Raw genomic sequence first — 23,933 nt, 5'->3', positions numbered from 1 at the left:
GGCGGGTACGGGAATCAGCCCAGGCGCGCCAGCTGCTCCTGCACCTTGGCCAGCGTGGCGCCAAAGTCGGCGACACGCTGCTTTTCCTGCTCGATCACGGCAGGCGGGGCCTTGGCGACGAAGTTCTGGTTGCCGAGCTTGCCCTGGGCCTTGGCGATTTCACCCTGCAGGCGGGCGACTTCCTTGCCCAGGCGCGCGCGTTCGGCGTCCTTGTCGATTTCCATGAACAGCGCCAGGCGTGCCTCGCCGACAACGGCGACCGGTGCGGCCTGGGCGGCGGCCTGCCAGCTGGCCTCATCGGCAAACACCTTGACTTCGGACAGCTTGGCCAGTGCCTGCAGGGCCGGGGCGGCCTGCGTCAGGAAGGCATCGTCGCCCAGGGCGTAAAGCGGCAGGCGCTGCGCCGGCGAGACCTGCATTTCACCGCGCAGGTTGCGGCAGGCGTCGACCAGCTGCTTGAGCTTGGCGACGTACTGTTCGGCTTGTTCGTCGAATTTTTCCGGGTTGCACACCGGGTATTCGGCCACGGCGACGGAGGCGCCGGCACGGCCGGCCAGCGGCGCAACCTTCTGCCAGAGTTCTTCGGTGATGAAGGGGATGACCGGGTGCGCCAGGCGCAGGATGGTCTCCAGCACGCGGATCAGCGTGTAGCGCGTACCGCGCTGGGCCGGCTCGTCACCGGTCTGGATCTGCACCTTGGCGATTTCCAGGTACCAGTCGCAGAATTCGTTCCAGACGAAGTCGTACAGGGTGTTGGCGACGTTGTCGAGGCGGTATTCGGCAAAGCCCTTGGCGACTTCGGCTTCGACGCGTTGCAGCTGGCTGACGATCCAGCGATCCGGCTGGCTGAAGGTCTTGTAGCTCTTGTCGCAGACCTTGTCGTCACCGCTGGGGTGGACGATGCCGCAGTCGTGGCCCTCGCACTGCATGAGGACGAAGCGGGTGGCGTTCCAGAGCTTGTTGCAGAAGTTGCGATAGCCTTCGCAGCGCTTGCTGTCAAAGTTGATGCTGCGGCCGAGGCTGGCCAATGCCGCAAAGGTGAAACGCAGGGCGTCGGCGCCGTAGGCCGGGATGCCGTCGGGGAATTCCTTTTCGGTGTCCTTGCGTACCTTGGGCGCGGTTTCGGGCTTGCGCAGGCCGACCACGCGCTTGTCCAGCAGCGGGGCGAGCTCGATGCCGTCGATCAGGTCGACCGGGTCGAGCACGTTGCCTTCGGACTTGGACATTTTCTTGCCCTGGGCATCGCGTACCAGGCCGTGGATGTAGACGTGGCGGAACGGGACCTGGCCGGTGAAGTGGGTCGTCATCATGATCATGCGGGCGACCCAGAAGAAGATGATGTCGTAGCCGGTGACCAGGACGGTGCTGGGGAGGTAGAGGTCGTAGTCGCTGGTGCCGCCCTGTGCCAGGCCGTTGCCGGGCTGGCTCCTGCTCGCTGCGCTCGCCAAGTCGCCAGCGCCGGCAGCGGCCTGTCCCAGGGCTGCGCTGTTGTTGGCCGCCTCCGGCCAGCCCATGGTGCTGAAGGGGACCAGGGCGGAGGAGTACCAGGTGTCGAGCACGTCTTCGTCGCGCGTGAGCTTCGGGCCGCGCGTGAGCTTGGCCTGCAGGCGATCAGTCTCGGCGGTGTGGCAGCGGACGCGGGCGTGGGCCATGGCGTCGTCGATGGCCTGGCGCCATTGCTGTTTCGCTTCTTCCTCGTTGCGGGCGACGTAGACTTCGCCGTCTTCGTCGTACCAGGCCGGGATCTGGTGGCCCCACCAGAGTTGGCGGCTGATGCACCAGTCCTGGATGTTGTGCATCCACTGGTTGTAGGTGTTGACCCAGTTTTCCGGCACGAAGCGGACCTGGCCGCTGTCAACGGCGTCGATGGCTTTCTGGGCGATGCTCTTGCCGGTCGGGTCGTCCTTGCCGACGGCGTTCATGGCGACGAACCACTGGTCGGTGAGCATGGGCTCGACGACCTGGCCGGTACGGGCGCAGCGCGGCACCATCAGCTTGTGCTTTTTGGTTTCCACCAGCACGCCAAGTCCCTCCAGGTCTTTCACCACGGCCTTGCGCGCGACGAACCGGTCCAGGCCACGGTAGGCTTCAGGGGCGTTGTCGTTGATGGTGGCGTCCAGCTCCAGCACGCAGATCATCGGCAGGCTGTGACGCTGGCCGACGGCGTAGTCGTTCTGGTCGTGTGCCGGGGTGACTTTCACCACGCCGGTACCGAATGCGCGGTCCACGTAGTCATCGGCGATGACCGGGATCTCGCGGCCGACCAGCGGCAGGGTAACGGTCTTGCCGATCAGGGCCTGGTAGCGCTCGTCTTCCGGGTGCACCATGACGGCGACGTCGCCGAGCATGGTTTCGGGGCGGGTGGTGGCGACGGTCAGGCTGCCGCTGCCGTCAGACAGCGGGTAGGCGATGTGCCACAGGTGGCCGTCTTCCTCGGCGCTTTCGACTTCCAGGTCGGAGACGGCGGACTTGAGCACCGGGTCCCAGTTGACCAGGCGCTTGCCGCGGTAGATCAGGCCCTGCTGGTAGAGGCGGACAAAGGTTTCGGTGACGACATGGCTGAGCTTGTCGTCCATGGTGAAGTATTCGCGGCTCCAGTCGACGCTGGTGCCCATGCGGCGCATCTGGTTGGTGATGGTGTTGCCGCTGTGCTCTTTCCATTCCCAGACCCTGGAGATGAAGTTCTTGCGCGCCTCGGGCGGGGTGGCGCCCATGTCGTGGCGGCTGATGCCCTGTTCCTGCAGCTGGCGCTCGACGACGATTTGCGTGGCGATGCCGGCGTGGTCGGTGCCGGGCACCCAGGCGGTGTTGAAGCCGGACATGCGGTGGTAGCGTGTCAGGCTGTCCATGATGGTCTGGTTGAAGGCGTGGCCCATGTGCAGCGTGCCGGTGACGTTGGGTGGCGGCAGCTGGATGGCGAAGTCGCGGCCGGCCGCGTGGGCGTCGGCGCTGGGCTGGCCAGTGCCGCGGAAGCCGGCAATGCCATAGCCGCGGCGCTCCCATTCGGGGCCCCAGTGGGCTTCGATGGCGGCGGGTTCAAAGGACTTGGTCAGGGCGGCCAGGGCGGGCTGCTGCAGGGCGTCTGTCATGGTGGGCTGTAGGTCTGGAGGGCCGCGGCACAGGGCCGGGCAGAGTCACATGGCAAAAGGCATGCGCAGCTTGACTGGGCATGCCGGAAAGGATTGATTTTACGTCCTGTGACCGGGCTTGTGGCAGATGGGCCGATAGCCCGCCTGCCGAGGCCGTTTTACAGCACGTTGAGCGGGATCTTCAGGTAGTGCGTGCCGTTGTCTTCGGCGGGCGGTAGCTGGCCGGCGCGGATGTTGACCTGCACTGCCGGCAGGATCAGCTTGGGCATGTCCAGTGTCTTGTCGCGCGCGGTGCGCATGCTGACAAAATCCTCTTCGGAGATGCCGTCGTGCACATGGATATTGCCGGCCTTGTGCTCGGCCACGGTGTGCTCGCAGAAGGCGGCCGGGTCAGCGGTCACGCCTTCGGCGTAGTTGTGGCAGAGGAAGATGCGGGTATTGTCTGGCAGCGACAGCAGACGGCGCACCGAGTGGAACATCTGGTGCGCGTTGCCGCCGGGAAAGTCGCAGCGTGCGGTGCCGGCGTCGGGCGCGAACAGGGTATCGCCAACGAACACCAGATCGGCTTCGCCCGCGGCGGTGATGACGTGGTAGGCCATGTCGGCCGGGGTGTGGCCGGGCACGTGCATGGCCTCGATGCGCAGGCTGCCCAGCTGCAGGCTTTCGCCTTCGGACAGCAGCCGATCAAACTGGCTGCCGTCCAGCGCCAGGTCCTTCAGGTTGTAGATGCCGCTGAAGGTCTTTTGCACGGTGGTGATCGGCTGGCCAATGACGATCTGGCCACCGAGCTGCTGGCGCAGCCAGGGCGCGCTGGACAGGTGGTCGGCGTGGGCGTGGGTTTCCAGGATGTAGTGCAGCTGCAGCTGGCGCTCACGCACGAACTGGACCAGCTGTTCGGCGCTGTCGGTGCTGGTGCAGCCCGACTTGGGTTCGTAGTCCAGTACCGGATCAATGATGGCGCAGGCACTGCCCGGTCCCTGGTCCAGCACGTAGCTGAAGGTGCTGGAGTAGCTGTCGAAAAAGGCCGTGATGTGGGTGGCAGGGGTGGTCATGGCAGTCTCCCGGAAAAATCAGGACAGGGGCAGCAGGCCCGGAGCAAAGGTCTTGAGCAGCAGCAGCACGGTGGCCAGCAGCACCAGCAGGGCAAAGCCGCGCTTGCTCCAGAGGGCGGGCACGCGTGCGGCGACCAGCCGGCTCAGGACCATGCCGACACAGGTGGCGATGACAAAGATCCAGCCGGAAGACACGATCTCGGCCTGGCCGTGCAGCAGCATCTGCAGCACGGTGGAGCCGGACACCAGCGCGATCACGGCGAGCGAGGTGACGACGATGCTTTGCTGCGTCAGGTTGGTGTAGCGCTGCAGCATCGGCACGATGAAGAAGCCGCCGCCCACGCCCAGCATGCCGGTCATCAGGCCGGTGGTGGCGCCGATCAGGCCCAGGGTGGTGAAGCAGGCCGGCGTCCAGGAAAAGCGGCCGGTAGCAGGGTTGAGTTGGCAGGGCACCTGGCGCTCGTAGCTGTGTGCAGGCTCGGGTGCGGGTTTTTTCCAGCTGCGCCAGGCCACCAGCAGCAGGATGGCACTGAACAGGACGGCGAGGAAGGCGGCTGGCACCTGGTGCGCGGCCCACTGGCCCAGCGGGGAAAACAGAGCCCCCAGCAGCACCATGTAGAGCGCTGCCTTGTAGCGCACCAGCCCCAGCCGCAGGCCATCGGCGGCGCCAATCGCCGAGCCGAGGCTGACGGCGGTCAGCGCGACCGGCTTGGCGGCGACCATGCCCATGCCGGTGCCGAGCACCAGCGCCGGAATCGACAGGATGCCGCCGCCGGCACCGGTCAGGCCCATCACGGTGCCGATAAGAAGTCCGAGGAAGATGCTGCTGGTCATGGAGGTGTGCCTTCAGAAGGCTGTCAAGCTGCAATCATTATATATATAAATAAAATGATTGTGCAGAAACAGCAAAGCCGCTGTACCAGGCCCAAGACAGGGCTGGCAGCAGCGGCTTGCAATGGCCGGATCCGGGGATCAGTCAGCCAGGGAGATGTCGAACTGCACCGGGTTGCGAATGGTGTTGGCAACCGGCGAGTAGTAGTTGGCGTGCTGGACGATGGCGTCCAGTTCTTCGCGGCTGGCATCGCCTTCGATCACGACCTTGACGCGCACGGCCTGGAAGCCCATCTGGGCCGGCTCGCGCTCGGCACCGCCAGCACCCCAGGCAGCGCTGTTGCCGATATCGCCTTCCAGAAAGACTTCCAGCTTGCTCAGACGCACATTGCGGTGGGTGGCCACGGCGGTGATGCCGACAGCCAGGCAGCCGCCCAGGCCGGACAGTACCACTTCACCGGGAGCCGGCGCGGTGTTCTGGCCGAACAGGTGCAGCGGCTCATCGACCACCACGGCGGGGTGCATCGGATCGGGGTTGGTCAGGTAGCTCAGGGTGCGGTACTGGCCGACACAGATGGTGTGGATCTTGTTGGTGCCACGGCGGTCCGGGTTGTTGCGGCCGACTTCGGCAAACTTGGCCAGGCCTTCGGCATCGATCGGGGCCAGGTACTTTTTCTCTTCGCTCATGAGACAACTCCTTGAGGGGGTAAACAGGAAAACGCGGTGCGTGGGAACCATCTTAGCGCCGGGATAAAATTCTTTTGGACAATATCCTTCCAAAATTTTGACTTATCGGATCGATTGATGCGGGCAAACGAGGAAACCGCGGCCGATACCCTGGGCCGCCTGCTGCAGTGGGCACGGTTGCGCGGACAGCTGGACTTGCGCTGCCGCATGCATGACGTGTTTGCGCTGCCGCATGCGCAGGCGCCAGCTGGCATCGCGCTGTTCCATACCGTGCTGGAAGGGGGGTGCCGGCTCGGGCTGCCCGACGGGCGCTGGTACCCGCTGCTGCAGGGCGAGATGGTGGTGTTGCCGCGCGGCCTGGCGCACAACCTGGTGGCGCTGCAGGGCGCGATTCCGCACGATGGCGCATTGGATGATACGCGCCGGCCGCTGCGGCAGCAGGGCTGGTTGCCGCTGCGCAGCAATGCCAGCGACGAGGCCTGCCTGCGTGACAGCCTGGATCTGGTCTGTGGCCGCTTCGTGCACCAGGGTGAGGCGGGCGGCTTGCTGCTGCAGGCGCTGCCCGATGTGCTGATCCTTGGGGAGCCACGCTCGGCCGAGTCGGTGCCAGGGGCGCATTGGCCGGGTGCGCCGATCCAGGTGGTGCATGTGCCGCTGCTCTGGCCGGCCGCCATGGGCGGCAGTGCGCTGCACCCGGTGCTGGGGCTGGTGCAGTTGCTGCGGCAGGAGACCAGCGCCGAGCAGCCCGGTGCACGCGCCATGGCCGATCTGCTGACGCAGGCGCTGTTGCTGCATGTGCTGCGCGCCTACGCGCAATCGGAGGCGGCACGCCAGTTGCCCGGCGTGCTGAACCTGCTGGCCGAACCACGGCTGCAGGCAGTGGTGCAGGCGATGTGGCAGCAGCCCGGCGGTGACTGGTCGCTGGATAGCCTGGCCGAACGCGCCGCGATGTCGCGTGCCACCTTTACCCGCCACTTTGCGCAGCATGCCGGCATGTCGCCCTGGGCCTTTCTGACGCAGTTGCGCATGTTGCATGGCATGGAGCTGCTGCGCGATCCGCGTCACAGCCTGGCCCAGATCGCCGAGCTGACTGGCTACCAGTCGGAATCGGCCTTCAGCGTGGCGTTTCGCAAGTACAGCGGGCAGACGCCAGCGCGCTATCGGCGCGAGCATGGCTGAACAGGCAGCCTGCGGGTGGGGGCATGGGTTTGCCGCGGGCGGAAAGCCGCGCTAGCATGCACTGGACCCCGCGGCATCTGTCCCGCGGTTCCCGCAAGGAGTGTCCCGATGATTTCCGACCGCACCCAAGTCACCGCCATGATCCTGTCCGCCAAGGTAGCCAAGGGCATCAAGTGGGCCGATGTGGCCAGTGCCATTGGCATGAGCAAGGAATGGACCACGGCCGGTTGCCTGGGCCAGATGACGTTCGACAAGCAGCAGGCCGAGACCATCGGCAAGATCTTTGGCCTGAGCGACGAGGCTGTGGCCTGGTTGCAGGTGGTGCCGTACAAGGGTGGTCTGCCCACGGCCGTGCCGACCGATGCGCTGCTTTACCGTTTCTATGAAATCATCAACGTCTATGGCGGCAGCATCAAGGAGCTGATCCACGAGGAGTTTGGCGATGGCATCATGAGCGCGATCGATTTTTCCATGGACATCCAGCGTGAAGAAGATCCCAAGGGCGATCGCGTCAACATCGTGCTGTCCGGCAAGTTCCTGTCGTACAAGAGCTACTGAGCTTGCCGTCTATTTGACCAGGGAGGGTTGCAGATGGATCCGAATCCGCGCCAATTGCTGCGAGACATGTTCGATGCCGCCGTGGCCGCCGCACAGCCGGCGCGCTGCCTGCCGCCATTCCTGCAACAGCTGCCGCCCGGCCGGCTGCTGGTGATCGGTGCCGGCAAGGCATCGGCCGAGATGGCGCAGGTGGTGGAGCAGCACTGGGATGGCCCGCTGCAGGGGCTGGTGGTGACCGCCTATGGCCATGCGACCGCCTGCAAGCATATCGAGATCGTCGAAGCAGCCCATCCGGTGCCCGATGCCGCCGGCGAGCAGGCGGCACGCCGCATCATGGCACTGGTGCAGGACCTGACGCCCGAGGATACGGTGCTCTGCCTGATCTCGGGTGGTGGTTCGGCGCTGCTGCCGCTGCCCTTGCCTGGCATCACGCTGGAACACAAGCAGCAGCTGGCACGTGCGCTGCTGCAGTCCGGAGCCAGCATCAGTGAAATCAATACCGTGCGCCGCCACCTGTCGGCGATCAAGGGTGGCCGACTGGCAGCGCAATGCCATCCGGCGCGGCGACTGACACTGCTGATCTCCGACGTGCCGGGCGACCAGCTGGCCGATATCGCCTCTGGCCCGACGGTGGGTGATGCCACGACCTGTGCCGATGCGCTGGAGATCCTGCAGCGTTATGACATCGAGATGCCCGATGCGGTACGCCAGTTGCTGGACAGCGGCGCTGGCGAATCGGTCAAGCCGGACGATGCGCGCCTGCAGGGCAGCACGGCACAACTGGTGGCTACGCCGCAACTGGCGCTGCAGGCCGCGGCGCGGGTGGCAGAGGCTGCGGGTGTGACGCCGTATATCCTCGGCGACAGCATCGAAGGCGAGTCGCGCGAGGTCGGCAAGGTGCTGGCCGGCCTGACGCAGCAGGTGCTGCTGCATGGCCAACCGTTCCAGCCGCCTTGTGTGCTGCTGTCAGGTGGCGAAACCACGGTCACGGTGCGTGGCCAGGGCCGGGGCGGGCGCAATGTGGAATACCTGCTCTCGCTCGGCCTGAGCCTGCGCGGTGCTGCCCGCGTCTGGGCGCTGGCCGCCGATACCGATGGCGTCGATGGCCTGGAGCCGATTGCCGGCGCGATCCTGACGCCGGACACGCTGGAACGCGCCTGGGCGCAAGGCCTGTCGCCAGTGCAATCGCTGCAGGATAACGATGGCCACGGCTTTTTCGGCGCGCTGGACGATGCCGTCATCACTGGCCCTACGCGCACCAACGTCAATGATTTCCGCGCCATCCTGATCCTGCCCGAGTGAGGAGGTGCCCGCACCGTCCTTGCCGGTCATCAGGCCAAGGCGATGCTGGCAAAATGGATCCACGCAGCATGTGCTGCCAAGATTCCTGATACCGATTGCCATGTTATTTGTCCTGTCTCCCGCCAAGGCGCTGGATTACGAAAGTCCGCTGCCCACCTCCAAGCACACCGATCCGCTGTTCCCGAAAGACTCTGCCGAGCTGATTGGCGTGCTGCGCGATTACTCGCCGCAGCAGGTCGCCGAACTGATGAGCCTGAGTGACAAGCTGGCCACGCTGAACGTGGCACGCTACGAGGCTTGGGAGCCGGTGGCGACTACTGAAAACGCGCGTCAGGCCGTGCTCGCCTTCAACGGCGATGTCTACGAAGGCCTGCAGGCGGCTTCGCTCAAGCCGGCGCAGCTGGATTGGCTGCAGCAACACCTGTGCATCCTGAGCGGCCTGTACGGCGTTCTGCGTCCGCTGGATCTGATGCAGCCGTATCGGCTGGAAATGGGCACGCGCCTGCAGAACCCGCGCGGCAGCAACCTGTACCAGTTCTGGGGCACGCAGATTGCGGATTACCTGAACCAGCGCTTCGAGGAGCAGGGCGCGGCCGAGCCGATTCTGGTGAATCTGGCCTCGCAGGAGTACTTCAAGGCAGTCGATCGCAAGGCGCTGAAGGCGCGCGTGGTCGAATGCGTGTTCGAGGACTTCAAGGGCGGCAAGTACAAGATCATCAGCTTCAACGCCAAGCGCGCGCGTGGCCAGATGATGCGCTTTGCCGTGGAGCAGGGCGTGGACAGCGTGCAGGGCCTGATGCAGTTTGCCGCCGACGATTACGCCTATGCGCCTGTGGCCTCCGACGCCGATCGCCTGGTGTTCCGTCGCAACCGGGAGGCCTGAGTCATGACGCTGCAACCCGAGCAGTCACAGCTCGGCAAGGCCACGACCTATGCCAGCGAGTACGACCCCAGCCTGCTGTTTCCGCTGCCGCGGGCGCCCAAGCGCGAGGAAATCGGCATCCGTGAACCGCTGCCCTTCATGGGCATGGATTTCTGGACCGGCTATGAACTGAGCTGGCTGAACCTGCGCGGCAAGCCGCAGGTGGCGATCCTGCAGGTGCAGGTGCCGTGCGAAACGCCGAACATCATCGAGAGCAAGTCCTTCAAGCTCTACCTGAACAGCTTCAACAACACGCGCTTTGCCAGTGTCGAAGAAGTGCGCCAGCGCATTTTTGCCGATGTCAACGAGACGGTCTGGCGCGGCGCCGATCACGTCATGGCCAGCATCGGCGTCAAGATCATCGCCGCCGACCTGTTCGAGCAGGAGAAGGTGGTGGAACTGGCCGGCCTGAGCCTGGACCGGCTCGATGCCGAATGCACGCACTACGAGCCGGCTCCGGAGTTGCTGGTAACTTTCCCGGAAGATGGCACGGTGACCGAGACGCTGAGCAGCCGCCTGCTCAAGAGCAACTGCCTGGTCACTGGCCAGCCCGACTGGGGCAGCGTGCAGATCCAGTACACCGGCCCGCAGATCAGCCACGAGGGCCTGTTGCGCTACATTGTGAGTTTTCGCAACCACAATGAATTCCACGAACAGTGCGTGGAGCGCATGTTTGCCGATATCTGGCAACGCTGCCAGCCGGTCAAGCTCAGCATCCAGGCGCGCTACACGCGGCGCGGTGGTCTGGACATCAATCCGTTCCGCACCAGCCACCCCTGCGTCATGCCGCTGCAGCAGCGCACGGCGCGGCAGTGACGCTGAAATGTCGCCCGGATACCACTTGGAATGCAAATTTTCAGGGTTAGTACGTAACATGCGGCTTTTCGACCCTGCCTACATCCTGTAACCCCGTGGCATACTGCACTTGAATGGGGCATGTCGTGCGCGGCGTGTCCTGCCCACCGATCAAGGAGACAAAGTGCAGATTGGAGTTCCACTGGAAACGGTTGCTGGTGAATCCCGCGTAGCGGCGACGCCGGAAACCGTCAAGAAGCTCGTGGGTCAAGGCCACACGTTGCTGGTGCAGCACGGTGCCGGACTGCGAGCCGGCATTACCGATGCCCAATTCGAAGCCGCTGGTGCCAACCTGACCGATGCCGCTACGGCGCTCGGCAGCGAGATGGTGCTGAAAGTGCGCTCCCCGCAACCCGAAGAGCTGGCGCAGATGCGCTCCGGCACCGTGCTGATTGGCATGCTGGATCCGTTTGATGCCGAAGGCCTGCAGCGCCTGGCGGCAGCAGGCCTGACCTCGTTCGCGCTTGAAGCCGCACCGCGTACCACGCGCGCGCAAAGCATGGACGTGCTGTCCAGCCAGGCCAACATTGCCGGCTACAAGGCCGTGATGCTGGCCGCCGAGCACTATCCGCGCTTCTTCCCGATGCTGATGACCGCCGCCGGTACCGTCAAGGCCGCGCGCGTGGTGATCCTGGGCGTGGGCGTGGCGGGCCTGCAGGCGATTGCCACGGCCAAGCGCCTGGGTGCCGTGATTGAGGCCTCCGACGTGCGCCCGAGCGTGAAAGAGCAGGTCGAGTCGCTGGGGGCCAAGTTCATCGACGTGCCCTACGAGACCGATGAAGAGCGCGAAGCCGCCGAAGGCGTGGGGGGCTATGCCCGTCCGATGCCGCAAAGCTGGCTGGATCGCCAGAAGGCCGAAGTCGCCAAGCGCGTGGCGGCCGCCGACGTGGTGATCACCACCGCACTGATCCCGGGCCGTGCCGCACCGACGCTGGTGACCGAAGAGATGATCAGCGCCATGCGCCAGGGCTCCGTCATCGTCGACATGGCGGCTGGCAAGGGCCCGCAAGGCCATGACGGCAATACGCCGCTGACGCAGGTCGACCAGGTCGTGCAGGCGCATGGCGCCACGATCGTGGGTTACGCCAACCTGGCTGCGCGCGTGGGTGCCGATGCCAGCGCGCTTTATGCGCGCAACGTGCTGGACTTCCTGAAGCTGGTGCTGCCGCCAGAGAAGGGCCTGACCATCGACATGGAAGACGACATCGTGGCGGCCTGCCTGATGACGCAGAACGGCGAAACCAGGAGGAAGTAATGGAACTCGTCTCTCCCACCATCATCAACCTGATCATTTTCGTGCTGGCCATTTATGTGGGCTATCACGTGGTCTGGAACGTGACCCCGGCATTGCACACGCCCCTGATGGCGGTGACCAATGCCATTTCGGCCATCGTCATCGTCGGTGCCATGATGGCTGCCGCGCTGACCGAGGGCGGCCTGGCCAAGAGCATGGGCGTGCTGGCGGTAGCGCTGGCAGCCGTGAACGTGTTTGGCGGTTTCCTGGTAACGCGACGCATGCTGGAAATGTTCAAGAAGAAAGAGCGCAAGCCCAAGCAGGGAGGTGAAGCATGAGCCTCAACCTCGTAACCCTGTTGTATCTGGTGGCCAGTATCTGTTTCATCCAGGCACTGAAAGGCCTCAGCCATCCCACCACCTCGATCCGCGGCAACCTGTTCGGCATGATCGGCATGGCGATTGCCGTGCTGACGACCGCAGCGCTGATCGTGAAACTCGCGGCTTCCCCGATTGGTCTGGGCTGGGTGCTGCTCGGCCTGGTCGTTGGTGGTGGTATCGGCACCATCATGGCACAGCGCGTCGAGATGACCAAGATGCCGGAGCTGGTCGCCTTCATGCACAGCATGATCGGTCTGGCGGCGGTGTTCATCGCCGTGGCCGTGGTGACCGAGCCCTGGGCCTTTGGCCTGACGGCGCATCCGGCCAACGGCGTGCGTGAAGCGATCCCGACCGGCAACCGTCTGGAGCTGTTCCTGGGTGCCGCCATTGGTGCGATCACCTTCAGCGGCTCGGTAATTGCCTTCGGCAAGCTGTCCGGCAAGTACAAGTTCCGCCTGTTCCAGGGTCGTCCGGTGGTGTTCAAGGGCCAGCAGATGCTGAACCTGGCACTGGGTCTGCTGACCATCGGCCTGGGCCTGGTCTATGCCTTTACCGAGAACTGGACGGCGTTCTACATCATGCTGGCGCTGTCCTTCGTGATGGGCGTGCTGCTGATCATCCCGATTGGCGGCGCCGACATGCCGGTGGTGGTGTCGATGCTGAACAGCTACTCGGGCTGGGCGGCAGCCGGTATCGGTTTCAGCCTGAACAACTCCATGCTGATCATTGCCGGTTCGCTGGTGGGTTCGTCCGGTGCCATCCTGAGCTACATCATGTGCAAGGCGATGAACCGGTCGTTCTTCAGCGTGATTCTGGGTGGCTTTGGCGGCGAGGCCGGTACGGCTGGCGGTGGCGATCAGGAGCAGCGCAGCGTCAAGAGCGGCAGTGCCGACGACGCGGCCTACATGATGTCCAACGCCGACAGCGTGATCATCGTGCCGGGCTACGGTCTGGCGGTGGCACGTGCCCAGCACGCCGTGAACGAACTGGCGCAGAAGCTGACCGACATGGGCGTGACCGTGCGCTACGCCATCCACCCGGTGGCAGGCCGCATGCCTGGCCACATGAACGTGCTGCTGGCCGAAGCCGAAGTGCCGTACGACCAGGTGTTCGAGATGGAAGACATCAACGGCGAATTCCCGCAGACCGATGTCGCCATCATTCTGGGGGCCAACGACGTGGTGAACCCGGCGGCACTGGAAAAGGGCAGCCCGATCTACGGCATGCCGATCCTGGAAGCCTACAAGGCGCGCACCGTGATCGTAAACAAGCGTTCCATGGCATCGGGTTATGCCGGCCTGGACAACGAACTGTTCTACATGGACAAGACCATGATGGTGTTTGGCGACGCCAAGAAGGTGGTGGAGGACATGATCAAGGCGCTGGATTGATCCGGGGCTTTGGGTGACGGGGCTTGGGCTTCGTCACTGTCATCCACGAGGAGGGCGATGCCGGGAGGTGTCGCCCTTTTTTTGCGGTTTGCCGGCGTGGCTGCGAAGCAGGAGTAGATATGACAAAGGCGATACCCGGTAGGGGTATCGCCTTTGCTGGCATGAGCTTGCTGGTCTGATTACTTGCTGACCATTGCCCGGCGCATGATGCGGCCAGCTGCCTCATGGGTAATGCCGCCAGCCAGCGTCCCGTAGTGCGATCCCCAGTGGCCGCTCGTACCAGGGGCCCGGGTAGCGAGGAACAGATCGGAGACTTCGGTGCTGCTGTAACGCATCAGTTCGGCTCCCTGTAGCACACGAGCCAGTGCTTCAGTCATCGGGCGGGCCAGGAATTCGTCGTCAAGCGCAGCACGCATCAGTTGATCGGTATGCTGCACCAAGGCATCAAAGCGGGCGTCCTGGCCAGCCAATGGGCGTACTTCATCCAGAACGGCCTCGATGGTACGCGGGTCGCGCATCATGGCGCGGCGGACGTCCATGCACATCATGTTGGCGGTGCCTTCCCAGACGCTGTTTAGCGGGGATTCGCGGAATACGCGTGCTATCGGGTTCTCTTCGATAAAACCGTTGCCACCATGGCATTGCAGTGCCTCGTTGGCAATGGAGGGTGCACGTGAGCAGTTGAAGAACTTGGCGGCTGGCGTGGAGACGCGTGCCAGCAGTTTTTCTTGTTCATCGCTATCCATCAGGTCGGTAGCGCGAGCAATGCGCAGGCTCATGAGTGTGGCTGCTTCTACTTCCACGGCCATGTCGGCCAGCACATTGGTCATCATCGGGCGTTCGGCAATGCTGCTGCCAAACGCGTTGCGGGTGCTGGTATGACGCAGTGCCAGTGTCAGCGCCTGGCGCATCAAGCCGGCCGAACCGACGGCAAAATCCAGCCGTGTCAGGTGAGCATGCGACAGGATTTCGCGGATACCGCGACCTTCCTCGCCGACGCGGATCGCCATCGATCCAGCGTATTCGATCTCGCTGGAGGCGTTGGACTTGTTGCCAGCCTTGTCCTTCAGGCGCTGGATGAAAAAGCGGTTGAAGCTGCCGTCGGGCAGGGTGCGCGGCAGGAAGAAACAGGTGACCTCGCCATCGACCTTGGCCAGAGTGAAAAAGCCATCGGATTGCGGCACCGAGCAAAACCATTTGTGGCCGGTCAACTCGTACCAATGGGCAGTGGCACCGTGGTAGTCAGCTGAATGTGAGTAGCGTGCCGTGGTCTGGGTTTGGCGAAGGTCTGAGCCACCCTGCTTTTCCGTCATGGCGTAGCCAATGACCACTGAGGGTTTGTCGGCCACTTCACTGCGGCTGAATTCGTAGGTGGTACCGCGCGATTTTTCGGCCCAGATGGCGAGTGCGGGTTCGGCTTCGAAGCCGGCATAGGAGGCGTATGCCATGCCGGTGGGGCAGGCGGTACCTTGCTCCACCTGGTTCCACAGGTAGGACAGCACGGCACGCGCCAGGTGGCCGTTCTTTTCCTGGGTGCGCCAGCTCAGGTTGGGCACCTCATGCTGCCAGGCTAATGACATCAGCTGGTGCCAGCTCGGATGGAAATCAACCCAGTCAACCCGGTTGCCGAAACGGTCGTGTGTTTTCAGCTCTGGCAAATGGCGATTAGCCAGTCGTGCCAGTTCCTGTACCTGCTCGTCTCCGGCCAGGGCGCCGAGGGCAGTGCAGCGTGCCTCGGCCCAGGGGGCATCACGAGCGATGGCAGACTGTAGAACGACATCTCCTGTGTAAGCGTTGAACTGGGTGGCAGGTAGCGCCTGGTTGAGAACCTGGTGGGTGTTGTAGCGCCCTGTAGGAATGGCCAGCAGCTCGGGGGCTATGGGTTTGTTCATGGTTTGTCTCCTTGTGCTTTTTGAGGTGTGGCAGAGGATAGCGCCACGCTGGCACAGGCCAGCAAGGCGATCTGATCGGCCAGCATGGCCACTTCATGCTGGTAGGGGGTGTCATTGCCTGGTGGCTGTTTGAGGGGGGATAGCGGGCCGATCAGTCCTTCCATGAAGCCGCCCACGATCACGGTGGCGGCTACGTCCGGACGTATATCGGTGCGCATCTCGTCGGCTTGCTGGCCGGTGATGATCAAGGTCTGGATGACTTCGCTGATGGCGGCGCGGTAGATCAGTCGGGCTTCATCAATGGCGCGGTCGCAGGGCTCGGCAATCAGCGCGTAGGCTAGGCGCGGGTTGCGCATGGCGCGCTTGACGAAACTGGCGACGGCGGCATGCAGTCGCTGCAGCGCGCTGCCATCGGATGCGGCAATGGCATCTAGTACGTCGACTTCGCGTTGTGACACGCGGGACAGCACTTCGGCAAACAGTTCTGCCTTGGAAGGGAAGTAGCGGTACACGGTGCCGGTAGCGATGCCGGCTGCAGCTGCTACGCTGGCGACCTGGGTGTCACTCCAGCCGCCTTCGCTGACCAGCGAGCGGGCGGCGTCCAGAATGCGGCTGCGATTGTCTTGCAGGCGCGCTTCGACGGCAGGGGTTTGACGGTAAGCCATAAAGAAATGAATGTTGATTCACTGATGCTGTGAATGCTAATTCATTTCTTCTCGTCCGCCAAGTGGAGCAAGGGTTTTCCTGGGGGGAAAGCGGATAAGAGCCGGGTCAAGCAGCCAGCAGGCGCGCAATGACACGTTGTACGTAGAGGGCGCACAAGGCCGTGGCATCCTGCTCGAACATGCGGATACGACGGGTGTTTTCCAGGATCAACAGGCCAACGCAGTGGGCGAAGAAAGCGGTTGTTTCGCTGCGCGCCTCAGCCGAACTGGCACCGAGTGCCTGCAGAGCCTGCTCGAATGGTGCCAGGGCGTTATACAGGCGGCCGTTGAGTACCTGGTTGAGTTCAGGTGTGAGGCCATGTGGGCGTGCACCACCCAGCAGGTAAAGGCCAAGATCCAGATCGCGCAGGTGCTGGGCGTAGAAACGGAAAAATCCCATGGCGGCGCAGGCTGCACGTTCTGCATCGGTATCGGCACTGGCCAATTGCAACTGCACGGTGGACTGCAGGCGTTCCAGCGATTCGGCCAGCAGGGCACCGTAGATCTCTTCCTTGGAAGGAAAATAAGAGTAGATGGCCCCCGGGGTATAGCCGGCACGACGGGCGATCTCGCGCATGCTTGCGCCGTCCAGGCCATGCGAATCAAAGACGTCGCGGGCGGCGTTCAGGATCAGTGTGCGCTTGGCATCACTGACTGCTTCCAGGCGTTCACGGCGCTGTTGTTGTTCCAGTTCGGCATTGTTCATGGCCAGATGGTGGCATGAAAAGAACGCATTGACAATAAATTAAACACTGTTTAATCTGTGTGAAGCATGTTCAAAATATGGAGGCAGACATGTTGATGAGTGCACAGGACTATGAGGAATCCTTGCGTGCGTACCGACCGCGCGTATTCGTGGATGGTCGTCGGGTCGACTCGGTAGTAGACGAACCCAGCCTGCGGCCGGGTGTCCAGGCGATTGGCGTGACCTACGATTTTGCCCAGCGCCAGGAATATGCTCCGCTGATGACGGCCACCCAGCAAGGCAACGGCCTGCTGGTCAACCGCATGCTGCACATCAACACCAGCAGCGGCGATCTGCTCAACAAGCTGGAGGCGGTGCGTCTGCTGTGCCAGGAAACCGGCTGTGCGCAGCGCTATCTGACGCATGATGCACTCAATGCCATTCATCAGGTATCGGCGCGTATCGATGATGCCCGCGGCACGACTGAGCACCGCGAGCGCTTTGCCGCCTATCTGAAGGAGGTGCAGCAGCGTGACCTGACGCTGGGTGTAGCCATGACCGATGCCAAGGGCGATCGCAGCCGCAAGCCGCACCAGCAAGCCAATCCGGACACTTATGTGCATGTCACGCAGCGTGACGGCAAGGGTATTCGCATTTCTGGTACCAAGGCGATCGTGACCGGAGCGCCGTATATGCATGAGTTTCTGGTGATGCCGTGCCGCAATATGGGGCAGGCCGATGCCGATTTTGCCGTGTGTTGCGCCGTGCCAGTGGATGCCGAAGGTGTGACCATCATTGCGCGTCCGGCTGGACGCCCGGGAGAAAAGTCGGCGCGTTTCTCCAACAAGTATGGCCAGTCCACCGGTGTAGTGGTGTTCGACAATGTGTTCGTGCCCTGGGACCGGGTGTTCTATGCCGGCGAGTGGGAGCACAGTGGCTACATGACCTACAACTATGCCACGCACCACCGCCACAGCTGCATTGCGGCACGTGCCGGCTTTGGCGACCTGCTGATCGGCGCTGGTGCGCTGATGTGCGAAGCCAACGGTTTTGATCCGGGCGAGGAGCACCATTTGCGCGACCAGATGGTGGAGCTGATCAAGATCACCGAGGGCTTTTATGCCTGTGGTGTAGCGGCATCGGTGTATGCGAAGCAGGATGAGGCAGCGCAAAGCTTTGTGCCTGACGCAGTGTTTGCCAATATTGGCAAGCTGCTGCTGGCAACGCAAATCTACGACATGCACAAGATTGCGCACTATGTGTCGGGTGGCCTGATCGTGGCGCTGCCGGGGCCAGATGAAGACCACAACCCCGAGACGGCGGCAGTATTGAGCGATGTGCTGCGCGCCAATCCGGATATTCCGTACGACAAGCGCATCGAGACGGCGCGCTTCATTGAAGATCTGACGGCGTCCTATCAGGGCGGCTGGTATTCCATCATCAGCCTGCATGGAGGCGGTTCACCCGAGGCGATGAAGCGCGAGATTTACCGCAACTATCCGGTAGGCAGCAAGGTGGCGCTAGTCGAGCGGCTGATGGATCGTGGCCTGACGGAAGATCCGGATCGCGCGATCACGCGCAATACGCAGCCGGGCAAGTGCTGCGCGCAGGGCTGTACTGTGCCGGGGACGCCGGTGATGGTGGATTTGCCGGCGTTGCCATCAGCCAGCTCCAGCGTGTAAATCAGGTGGCAGCCATGGTCGTGAACGACAGTGGTATGGCTATTGGCCTGCAGACCCATCCATTGCGAAACAGGCTGCTTCGCAATGGATGGCCATTCCGGGGGCACAACCTGCAGATGGTCAGTAAGTGCCAAAACCATGCTGGGGTGCTCTATACATATCGGGAAGTTGCCGAGTATCGAGCCATGGAGAGAGCCGAACTTGGGGATGCTGTTACGGATGCGCAGGAGGCGCTACTGCTGAATGAGGTGCTGGATTGAGGACCAGTTCACCCTGCAAACACCACCAGCTCCCGATCCTGCTGCAACCGCACCCCGATCATCTCCCCCGCCACATGCTGCAGCCCGGCCGGCATGGTCGCCTGCACGGTAGTGCCATCGGCCAGTTCCAGCGTGTAGATCTGGTGGCTGCCCTGGTAGGAGCTGCCGAGCAGGCGTGCGTGCACCGGGGCGGTGGGGTCGTATTGCAGGTCGTGGCTGCGCAGCAGCAGCTGGCGGCTGTTGGCGGCGTGCTGGCCGGGCAGTTCGCCCAAGGCCGATTGCAGCTTGCCGGCGGCATCGGCCTGTACCGGCAGCAACATGCCGTGGCCGATAAAGCGCGCCACGAAGGGCGTGGCCGGTGCATCGTAGAGCGTGCGTGCATCGGCCCATTGCTGCATGCGACCCTGGTCCAGCACACCGATGCGGTCGCCCATGGCAAAGGCTTCCTGCTGGTCGTGCGTGACGAGCAGGGTGGTGGTGCCGGTCTGCTTCAGCAGCGCACGCAATTCCTGCGCCAGCCGTTCGCGCAGGTTGATATCGAGGTTGGAGAAGGGCTCGTCCAGCAGCAGCAGGCGCGGATCCGGCGCCAGCGCACGTGCCAGCGCCACGCGCTGTTGCTGGCCGCCTGACAGCTCGTGCGGGTAGCGCTTGCCCAGATCGGCCAAGCCGACCAGTTCCAGCACCTCCTGCGTGCGTTGGCGCTGGCGTTCCGCCGGCTGGCCGTGCAGGCCGTAGGCGATATTGCGCTCCACGCTCAGGTGCGGGAACAGCGCGTAATCCTGGAACACCATGCCCATCTGGCGCTGTTCCGGCGGCGTTGTCTGGCCCGGGCGGCTCAGCGTCTGGCCGGCCAGAGTCAGCGTACCGCCTGCCAGCGGTTCCAGCCCAGCGACGGCGCGCAGCAGCGTGGTCTTGCCGCAGCCGGAAGGGCCGAGCAGCACGCCGATATCGGCAGCTGCCAGTCCGAAAGACACCTGGTGCACGGCATCGACCGGCTGGCCGGGATAGCGGATGGAAACCTGGTCTAGGGACAGATGCATGGCGGGCATTCAAAAGGCTGCGTGAAAGAAAGTGATTATAAATGAATATAATTATCAATTCCAATACGAACGCATAGCGCCACATGTCTTCCACCTCCCATGTTCCCTCCAACGGGCTGACCGCTCCCGTGGTCGTATCACGTCCGCGTCGGGACTGGGGCCGTGGCTGGTGGCTGCTGCCGGTGGGCGTGGTGCTGCTGTTGCCGATCATCTCGGTGGTGATTGCCGCCTTGCACTGGGACGCCGCCAGCGCCGATATCGTGCGCGAGATGCTGCAGACCGTGCTGCCGGACTATGTGCGCACCAGCCTGCTGCTGTGCCTGCTGGTGGGCACCGGCACCTTGCTGCTGGGCGTGGGCAGCGCCTGCCTGGTCACGCTGTTCGACTACCGCGGCCGGCGCACGCTGGAATGGCTGCTGCTGCTGCCACTGGCCATGCCGGCCTATGTCAGCGCCTATGCCTATACCGATTTCCTGCAGTTCAGCGGCCCGGCGCAGACTTGGCTGCGTGAGCTGCTGCAGGCCGAAGGCCGTATGCTGCCCGAGATCCGCAACGTCTGGGGCGCGGCCTTTCTGCTCACCGTCACGCTCTACCCCTATGTCTACCTGCTGGTGCGTACCGCGCTGATGGATCGCGCCACGCACTTGATGGAAGCCGCCGCCATGTTGGGCGCGCGCAGCATGCGCCGCATCTTTACCGTGGCGCTGCCCCTGGTGCGACCCTTCGTGGCCGGCGGCGTGGCGCTGGTGCTGATGGAAACCCTGGCCGACTTTGGCGTGTCCAGCTACTTCGGCATCCAGACCTTTACCGCCGGCGTGATCAAGGCCTGGGTCGTCATGGATGACCGCATGGCGGCGACCCAGCTGTCGCTGGCGCTGCTGGTGTCAGTATCGCTGCTGGTCTGGCTGGAGCGCCGCGCGCGCCAGCGCATGCGCTTTGCCAGCTCGCGCGGCCAGAACCGCAGCGCCCTGATGACGCGCGTGCCGGAACTTTACGGCTGGCAGGCGCTGCTGACCTGGGGTCTGGGCATGATTCCGGTGCTGCTGGGTTTCATTTTTCCGGTGATGATGATGCTGCGCCCGCTGCTGCTGGGCGTGGGGACGGACCAGGAGGTGCTGTGGGCGCAATTCCTGCCCTGGGCCTGGAACAGCATCCAGCTGGGCATCTCGGGCGCCTTGCTGGCTACGGCACTGGCGCTGCTGCTGGGCGGTGCGGCACGTGTGCTGCCGGGTGCCATCACACGGGGCATGGCCTGGCTGGCCTCGCTCGGCTATGCAGTGCCGGGCGTGGTGATCGTGGTCGGCCTGCTGCTGCCGGTGGCGGCCTTGCAGCAATGGCAGCCTGGCTGGAGCATCACCGGTTGGGTCACGACGACGGTGCTGGGCATTCTCTGGGCCTATCTGGTGCGCTTTACCGCGGTGGCGCTGCAAAGCGTGCAGGGCGGCTATGCGCGCATTCCGGAAAGCCAGGACGAGGCGGCGCGCATGCTGGGCAGCAATGCCTGGGGCGTGCTGCGCCGCGTGCACCTGCCGCTGCTGCGCGGCCCGGTGCTGGCTGGCCTGCTGCTGGTGTTCGTGGACGTGATGAAGGAGCTGCCGGCCACCATGGTGCTGCGTCCATTCAACATGGACACGCTGGCGGTATCGGCCTACCAGTTGGCGCGCGATGAGCGCCTGACCGAAGCGGCGCTGCCGAGCCTGGCACTGGTGCTGGCCGGGCTGGTGCCGGTGATCCTGCTGAGCCGTTCGCTGCGCCGCAAGCGCTGAAGCGACCCGGGCCGGGTTCAGGCCTGCAGCTGTTCCTGGTCCAGATCGGACCAGATCGCCAGTTCGTTGCCGGCCGGATCCACAAAGTGGAAGCGACGGCCGCCGGGAAAACTGAAGATCTCCTTGCTGATGCGGCCACCGGCGGCAATGACCTGGGCATGGCTGGCTTCCAGGTTGGCCGAGTGGATCACGACCAGCGGCTGCTGTGGCGCATGTGCCGGGTCGGCGTTGAAGCCGCAGGACAGGCCGCTGGACAGGGTGTCTACATAATCCTCGCCCCAGTCACGGAACGCCCGGCCGAACACATCGGTGTAAAACGCCTTGGCGGCTGCCACGGTGGCTGCGTCGCGGCCGGGAAATTCCACGAAATCAATGGGGTAGGCAGGCTGTGACATGAGAATCCCTGAAGTGCGTGATGCCCCAGTGTAGCGCCCCGGGCGATACTGCGACCAGTTCCTACATGCACCTGCCGTGCTGGCTGACCTTGGCTGCCAGGATGCCACACTAGGATGGACTGCAGCGGGGTACGGCGTACCCCTGATCCACCTCTACCCTGGGATGCTTCATCATGAAAAAGAAACTGCTGCTGGCCGCCACGCTGGCTGGCGTCGCGGCGCTGCTGCGATCTTCCTCGACCCGCCGATCCGACCTGCCTGCGGTACAGGCGGTGCCAGAGCTGGACCTGCAGCGTTATGCCGGCACCTGGTACGAGCAGGCGCGCATTCCGCTGGTCTGGCAAAGCCGCTGCGCCAGCAATACCACGGCCAGCTATACCCTGCGTGATGATGGTCTGGTTGATGTGCACAACCGCTGCGAAGATGCCGATGGCGCAGGCGTCGAGGCGCGCGGCATGCTGCGCCGCCACGGCGAGCATCCGGCGCAGCTGCAGGTGCGTTTTGCGCCCGAACTGCTGGCGGCCTTGCCCATGGTCTGGCGCGATTACTGGGTGCTGGAGCTGGATCCGGACTACCGCTGGGCGGTGGTGGGCTCACCGGATCGCAAGCACCTGTGGTTCCTGACGCGCGACAAGCACTTTCCCAAGGACCGGCTGGATATCCTGATCCTGCGTGCGGCCGAGCGTGGCTTTGACACGACGCGGCTCAAGTACACGCCCCAGTATTGACAAGCGTCAAGACGATGCAGGCGTCCATATGCTTGTGGGGCATATGGAAACAAGAAAACTGTATTTCCCAATCGGAAGGGCGCTGGCTACTATCGGGAGTTCTGAACCGCGTGCAGGCCACAAGCCGGCATGCCATGCCCCGAATTGCAAGGAGTCCCCATCGCCATGGATGCCCATTCCAGCCAGATCCCCGAAACCGCTGACAGCCTGATCCAGGAAGTGGTCGCCTTGGCCAAGTCGGAGCTGCGTCCACTGGTGGCGCAGATCGACCAGGAGGGGCTGTACTCCGAAGAGTTCCTGCAGTCGCTGGGCGATAGCGGCGGCTTTGCCAGCATTGGCAGCGTGGAGCAGGGCGGCAATGGCCTGGGCCTGGGTACGCAGATCCGTACCCTGGCCGCAGTGGGCGCCGAGTGTGGCTCGACTGCCTTCCTGGGCTGGTGCCAGAGCGCCTGTGGCTGGTACCTGCGCCAGACGCCGAACGCCGCCGCGCGCGAGCGCTACCTGAGCCATGTGCTGCGCGCGCAGTGGCTGGCCGGCACCGGCATGTCCAATACCGTCAAGCACCTGAGCGGCATCGAGAAGCACCTGCTGCAGGCAGTGCCGGAGGGCGATGGCTTTGTCATCAATGGCAGCCTGCCCTGGGTGTCCAACCTGGGCGATACCCATGTGTTTGCCGCCAGTGCGCAACTGCCGGACGGCCGCTACATCATGTTCATGGCGCGCGGCAATGCACCCGGCGTGACGCTCAAGCCCTGCCCGGAGTTCTGTGGCATGGAAGGCACGCGCACGCTGAACGTGCGTTTTGCCGATGCGCGCATCGAGCAGGCCGACCTGCTGGCCGATGCCGACCAGTTCGAGGATTTCATCCGCAGCATCAAGCCGGGCTTCATCCTGCTGCAGATCGGCATGGGGGCCGGCGTGATCGAGGCCTGCCTGAAGACGATCCGCGACAGCAACCTGGCCACGCCCAAGCCGAACGCCTATCTGGACGACCAGTACGATACGCTGCGTGCCGAGCTGGATGCGCTGCTGCTGCGCACGCAGGAACTGGCAGACCAGGCCGAAGCCGGCACGGTAGCCATGCTGCCGGTACTGGAAGCGCGCCTGGCCGCGAGCGAACTGTCGCTGCGTGCGGCACAATCGGCCGCGCTGCATGCGGGCGCCAAGGGCTACCTGATGCGTCATGCAGCGCAGCGACATTCGCGCGAGGCGCTGTTCGTGGCGATCGTGACGCCGGCGATCAAGCACCTGCGCCTGGAAATCGAGCGCCTGCGTGCGCAAGGCTGAGTAAAGGATTACCA

Annotated in this window: 22 protein-coding genes; 13 read left to right on the top strand and 9 right to left on the bottom strand. The window is 63.9% G+C overall.

What is annotated here, in order from left to right:
* Positions 1–14: 14 nt before the first annotated feature.
* The 4 genes from ACI3EV_RS08870 to ACI3EV_RS08855 all read right to left on the bottom strand — a co-directional run bounded on the left by ACI3EV_RS08870 (position 15) and on the right by ACI3EV_RS08855 (position 5,659).
* Positions 15–3,089, bottom strand: a complete 3,075-nt coding sequence (locus tag ACI3EV_RS08870; protein ID WP_337690483.1) for a valine--tRNA ligase — start codon at positions 3,087–3,089, stop codon at positions 15–17.
* A gap of 158 nt (positions 3,090–3,247) precedes the next feature.
* Positions 3,248–4,141, bottom strand: a complete 894-nt coding sequence (locus ACI3EV_RS08865; protein WP_337690485.1) for an MBL fold metallo-hydrolase — start codon at positions 4,139–4,141, stop codon at positions 3,248–3,250.
* 18 nt (positions 4,142–4,159) lie between these two features.
* Positions 4,160–4,975: a sulfite exporter TauE/SafE family protein gene (locus ACI3EV_RS08860; protein ID WP_337690487.1), complete on the bottom strand. Its 816-nt coding sequence runs from the start codon at positions 4,973–4,975 to the stop codon at positions 4,160–4,162.
* A 138-nt stretch (positions 4,976–5,113) separates the two neighbouring features.
* Positions 5,114–5,659 carry an OsmC family protein gene (locus ACI3EV_RS08855; protein ID WP_337690489.1) on the bottom strand — a complete coding sequence of 182 codons (546 nt, stop codon included), beginning with the start codon at positions 5,657–5,659 and terminating at the stop codon, positions 5,114–5,116.
* A gap of 117 nt (positions 5,660–5,776) precedes the next feature.
* Between ACI3EV_RS08855 and ACI3EV_RS08850 the strand changes: the two genes are divergently transcribed.
* The 8 genes from ACI3EV_RS08850 (at position 5,777) to ACI3EV_RS08815 (ending at position 13,480) form a co-directional block, all read left to right on the top strand.
* A complete protein-coding gene (locus tag ACI3EV_RS08850; RefSeq protein WP_337690491.1) occupies positions 5,777–6,838 on the top strand; it encodes an AraC family transcriptional regulator in 1,062 nt (353 codons plus the stop codon).
* 108 nt (positions 6,839–6,946) lie between these two features.
* Positions 6,947–7,396, top strand: coding sequence for a cyanase (cynS, locus tag ACI3EV_RS08845; protein WP_337690493.1), 450 nt, complete (start codon positions 6,947–6,949; stop codon positions 7,394–7,396).
* A 33-nt stretch (positions 7,397–7,429) separates the two neighbouring features.
* Positions 7,430–8,698 carry a glycerate kinase gene (locus ACI3EV_RS08840; protein WP_337690495.1) on the top strand — a complete coding sequence of 423 codons (1,269 nt, stop codon included), beginning with the start codon at positions 7,430–7,432 and terminating at the stop codon, positions 8,696–8,698.
* 100 nt (positions 8,699–8,798) lie between these two features.
* The gene (gene yaaA / locus ACI3EV_RS08835) at positions 8,799–9,581 is read left to right on the top strand and encodes a peroxide stress protein YaaA (RefSeq protein ID WP_329771439.1); all 783 of its coding nucleotides are present in this window, start codon (positions 8,799–8,801) and stop codon (positions 9,579–9,581) included.
* Between the two features lie 3 nt (positions 9,582–9,584).
* Positions 9,585–10,436 (top strand): NADPH-dependent 7-cyano-7-deazaguanine reductase QueF, encoded by an 852-nt coding sequence (gene queF, locus ACI3EV_RS08830; RefSeq protein ID WP_329771438.1) that lies wholly within the window; start codon positions 9,585–9,587, stop codon positions 10,434–10,436.
* Positions 10,437–10,599: 163 nt separating this feature from the next.
* Positions 10,600–11,730 carry a Re/Si-specific NAD(P)(+) transhydrogenase subunit alpha gene (locus ACI3EV_RS08825; RefSeq protein WP_337690499.1) on the top strand — a complete coding sequence of 377 codons (1,131 nt, stop codon included), beginning with the start codon at positions 10,600–10,602 and terminating at the stop codon, positions 11,728–11,730.
* On the top strand, positions 11,730–12,047 hold the full coding sequence (locus tag ACI3EV_RS08820; RefSeq protein WP_337690501.1) for an NAD(P) transhydrogenase subunit alpha: 318 nt from the start codon (positions 11,730–11,732) through the stop codon (positions 12,045–12,047). Before ACI3EV_RS08825 ends, ACI3EV_RS08820 begins: the two co-directional genes overlap by 1 nt.
* Positions 12,044–13,480 carry an NAD(P)(+) transhydrogenase (Re/Si-specific) subunit beta gene (locus ACI3EV_RS08815; RefSeq protein WP_337690504.1) on the top strand — a complete coding sequence of 479 codons (1,437 nt, stop codon included), beginning with the start codon at positions 12,044–12,046 and terminating at the stop codon, positions 13,478–13,480. Before ACI3EV_RS08820 ends, ACI3EV_RS08815 begins: the two co-directional genes overlap by 4 nt.
* 179 nt (positions 13,481–13,659) lie before the next feature.
* On the opposite strand, the gene ACI3EV_RS08810 is transcribed toward ACI3EV_RS08815, so the two are convergent.
* The 3 genes from ACI3EV_RS08810 to ACI3EV_RS08800 all read right to left on the bottom strand — a co-directional run bounded on the left by ACI3EV_RS08810 (position 13,660) and on the right by ACI3EV_RS08800 (position 16,782).
* Positions 13,660–15,372: an acyl-CoA dehydrogenase family protein gene (locus tag ACI3EV_RS08810; protein ID WP_337690505.1), complete on the bottom strand. Its 1,713-nt coding sequence runs from the start codon at positions 15,370–15,372 to the stop codon at positions 13,660–13,662.
* Positions 15,369–16,037 (bottom strand): TetR/AcrR family transcriptional regulator, encoded by a 669-nt coding sequence (locus ACI3EV_RS08805; protein ID WP_337690507.1) that lies wholly within the window; start codon positions 16,035–16,037, stop codon positions 15,369–15,371. The genes ACI3EV_RS08810 and ACI3EV_RS08805 overlap by 4 nt, the downstream gene beginning before the upstream one ends.
* Positions 16,038–16,143: 106 nt before the next feature.
* Positions 16,144–16,782: a helix-turn-helix domain-containing protein gene (locus ACI3EV_RS08800; protein WP_337690509.1), complete on the bottom strand. Its 639-nt coding sequence runs from the start codon at positions 16,780–16,782 to the stop codon at positions 16,144–16,146.
* An 89-nt stretch (positions 16,783–16,871) separates the two neighbouring features.
* Here ACI3EV_RS08800 and ACI3EV_RS08795 point away from each other — a divergent pair, with 89 nt between their 5' ends.
* The gene (locus ACI3EV_RS08795) at positions 16,872–18,443 is read left to right on the top strand and encodes a 4-hydroxyphenylacetate 3-hydroxylase N-terminal domain-containing protein (RefSeq protein WP_337690511.1); all 1,572 of its coding nucleotides are present in this window, start codon (positions 16,872–16,874) and stop codon (positions 18,441–18,443) included.
* Positions 18,444–18,457: 14 nt separating this feature from the next.
* On the top strand, positions 18,458–18,703 hold the full coding sequence (locus tag ACI3EV_RS08790; RefSeq protein ID WP_329772011.1) for a hypothetical protein: 246 nt from the start codon (positions 18,458–18,460) through the stop codon (positions 18,701–18,703).
* Between the two features lie 8 nt (positions 18,704–18,711).
* Here the strand turns inward: ACI3EV_RS08790 and ACI3EV_RS08785 are convergent, their stop codons facing one another.
* Positions 18,712–19,743 carry an ABC transporter ATP-binding protein gene (locus tag ACI3EV_RS08785; RefSeq protein ID WP_337690516.1) on the bottom strand — a complete coding sequence of 344 codons (1,032 nt, stop codon included), beginning with the start codon at positions 19,741–19,743 and terminating at the stop codon, positions 18,712–18,714.
* A gap of 83 nt (positions 19,744–19,826) precedes the next feature.
* Between ACI3EV_RS08785 and ACI3EV_RS08780 the strand changes: the two genes are divergently transcribed.
* Entirely contained in the window at positions 19,827–21,509 is a 1,683-nt protein-coding gene (locus tag ACI3EV_RS08780) for an iron ABC transporter permease (protein ID WP_337690517.1), read from the top strand.
* A 17-nt stretch (positions 21,510–21,526) separates the two neighbouring features.
* On the opposite strand, the gene ACI3EV_RS08775 is transcribed toward ACI3EV_RS08780, so the two are convergent.
* Positions 21,527–21,904: a VOC family protein gene (locus ACI3EV_RS08775; protein ID WP_337690519.1), complete on the bottom strand. Its 378-nt coding sequence runs from the start codon at positions 21,902–21,904 to the stop codon at positions 21,527–21,529.
* Positions 21,905–22,077: 173 nt separating this feature from the next.
* On the opposite strand from ACI3EV_RS08775, the gene ACI3EV_RS08770 reads away from it, so the two are divergent.
* Both ACI3EV_RS08770 and ACI3EV_RS08765 read left to right on the top strand, forming a co-directional pair.
* On the top strand, positions 22,078–22,632 hold the full coding sequence (locus ACI3EV_RS08770; protein WP_337690521.1) for a lipocalin family protein: 555 nt from the start codon (positions 22,078–22,080) through the stop codon (positions 22,630–22,632).
* A 165-nt stretch (positions 22,633–22,797) separates the two neighbouring features.
* On the top strand, positions 22,798–23,919 hold the full coding sequence (locus tag ACI3EV_RS08765) for an acyl-CoA dehydrogenase family protein (protein WP_337690523.1): 1,122 nt from the start codon (positions 22,798–22,800) through the stop codon (positions 23,917–23,919).
* Positions 23,920–23,933: the final 14 nt, after the last annotated feature.

The organism is Allobrachymonas wangyanguii, from assembly GCF_045055315.1.
In the GTDB taxonomy this organism is placed as follows: domain Bacteria; phylum Pseudomonadota; class Gammaproteobacteria; order Burkholderiales; family Burkholderiaceae_C; genus Brachymonas; species Brachymonas wangyanguii.
Note: the sequence above shows the minus strand (reverse complement) of the source record. Positions and strands in the feature narration are given on the sequence as shown.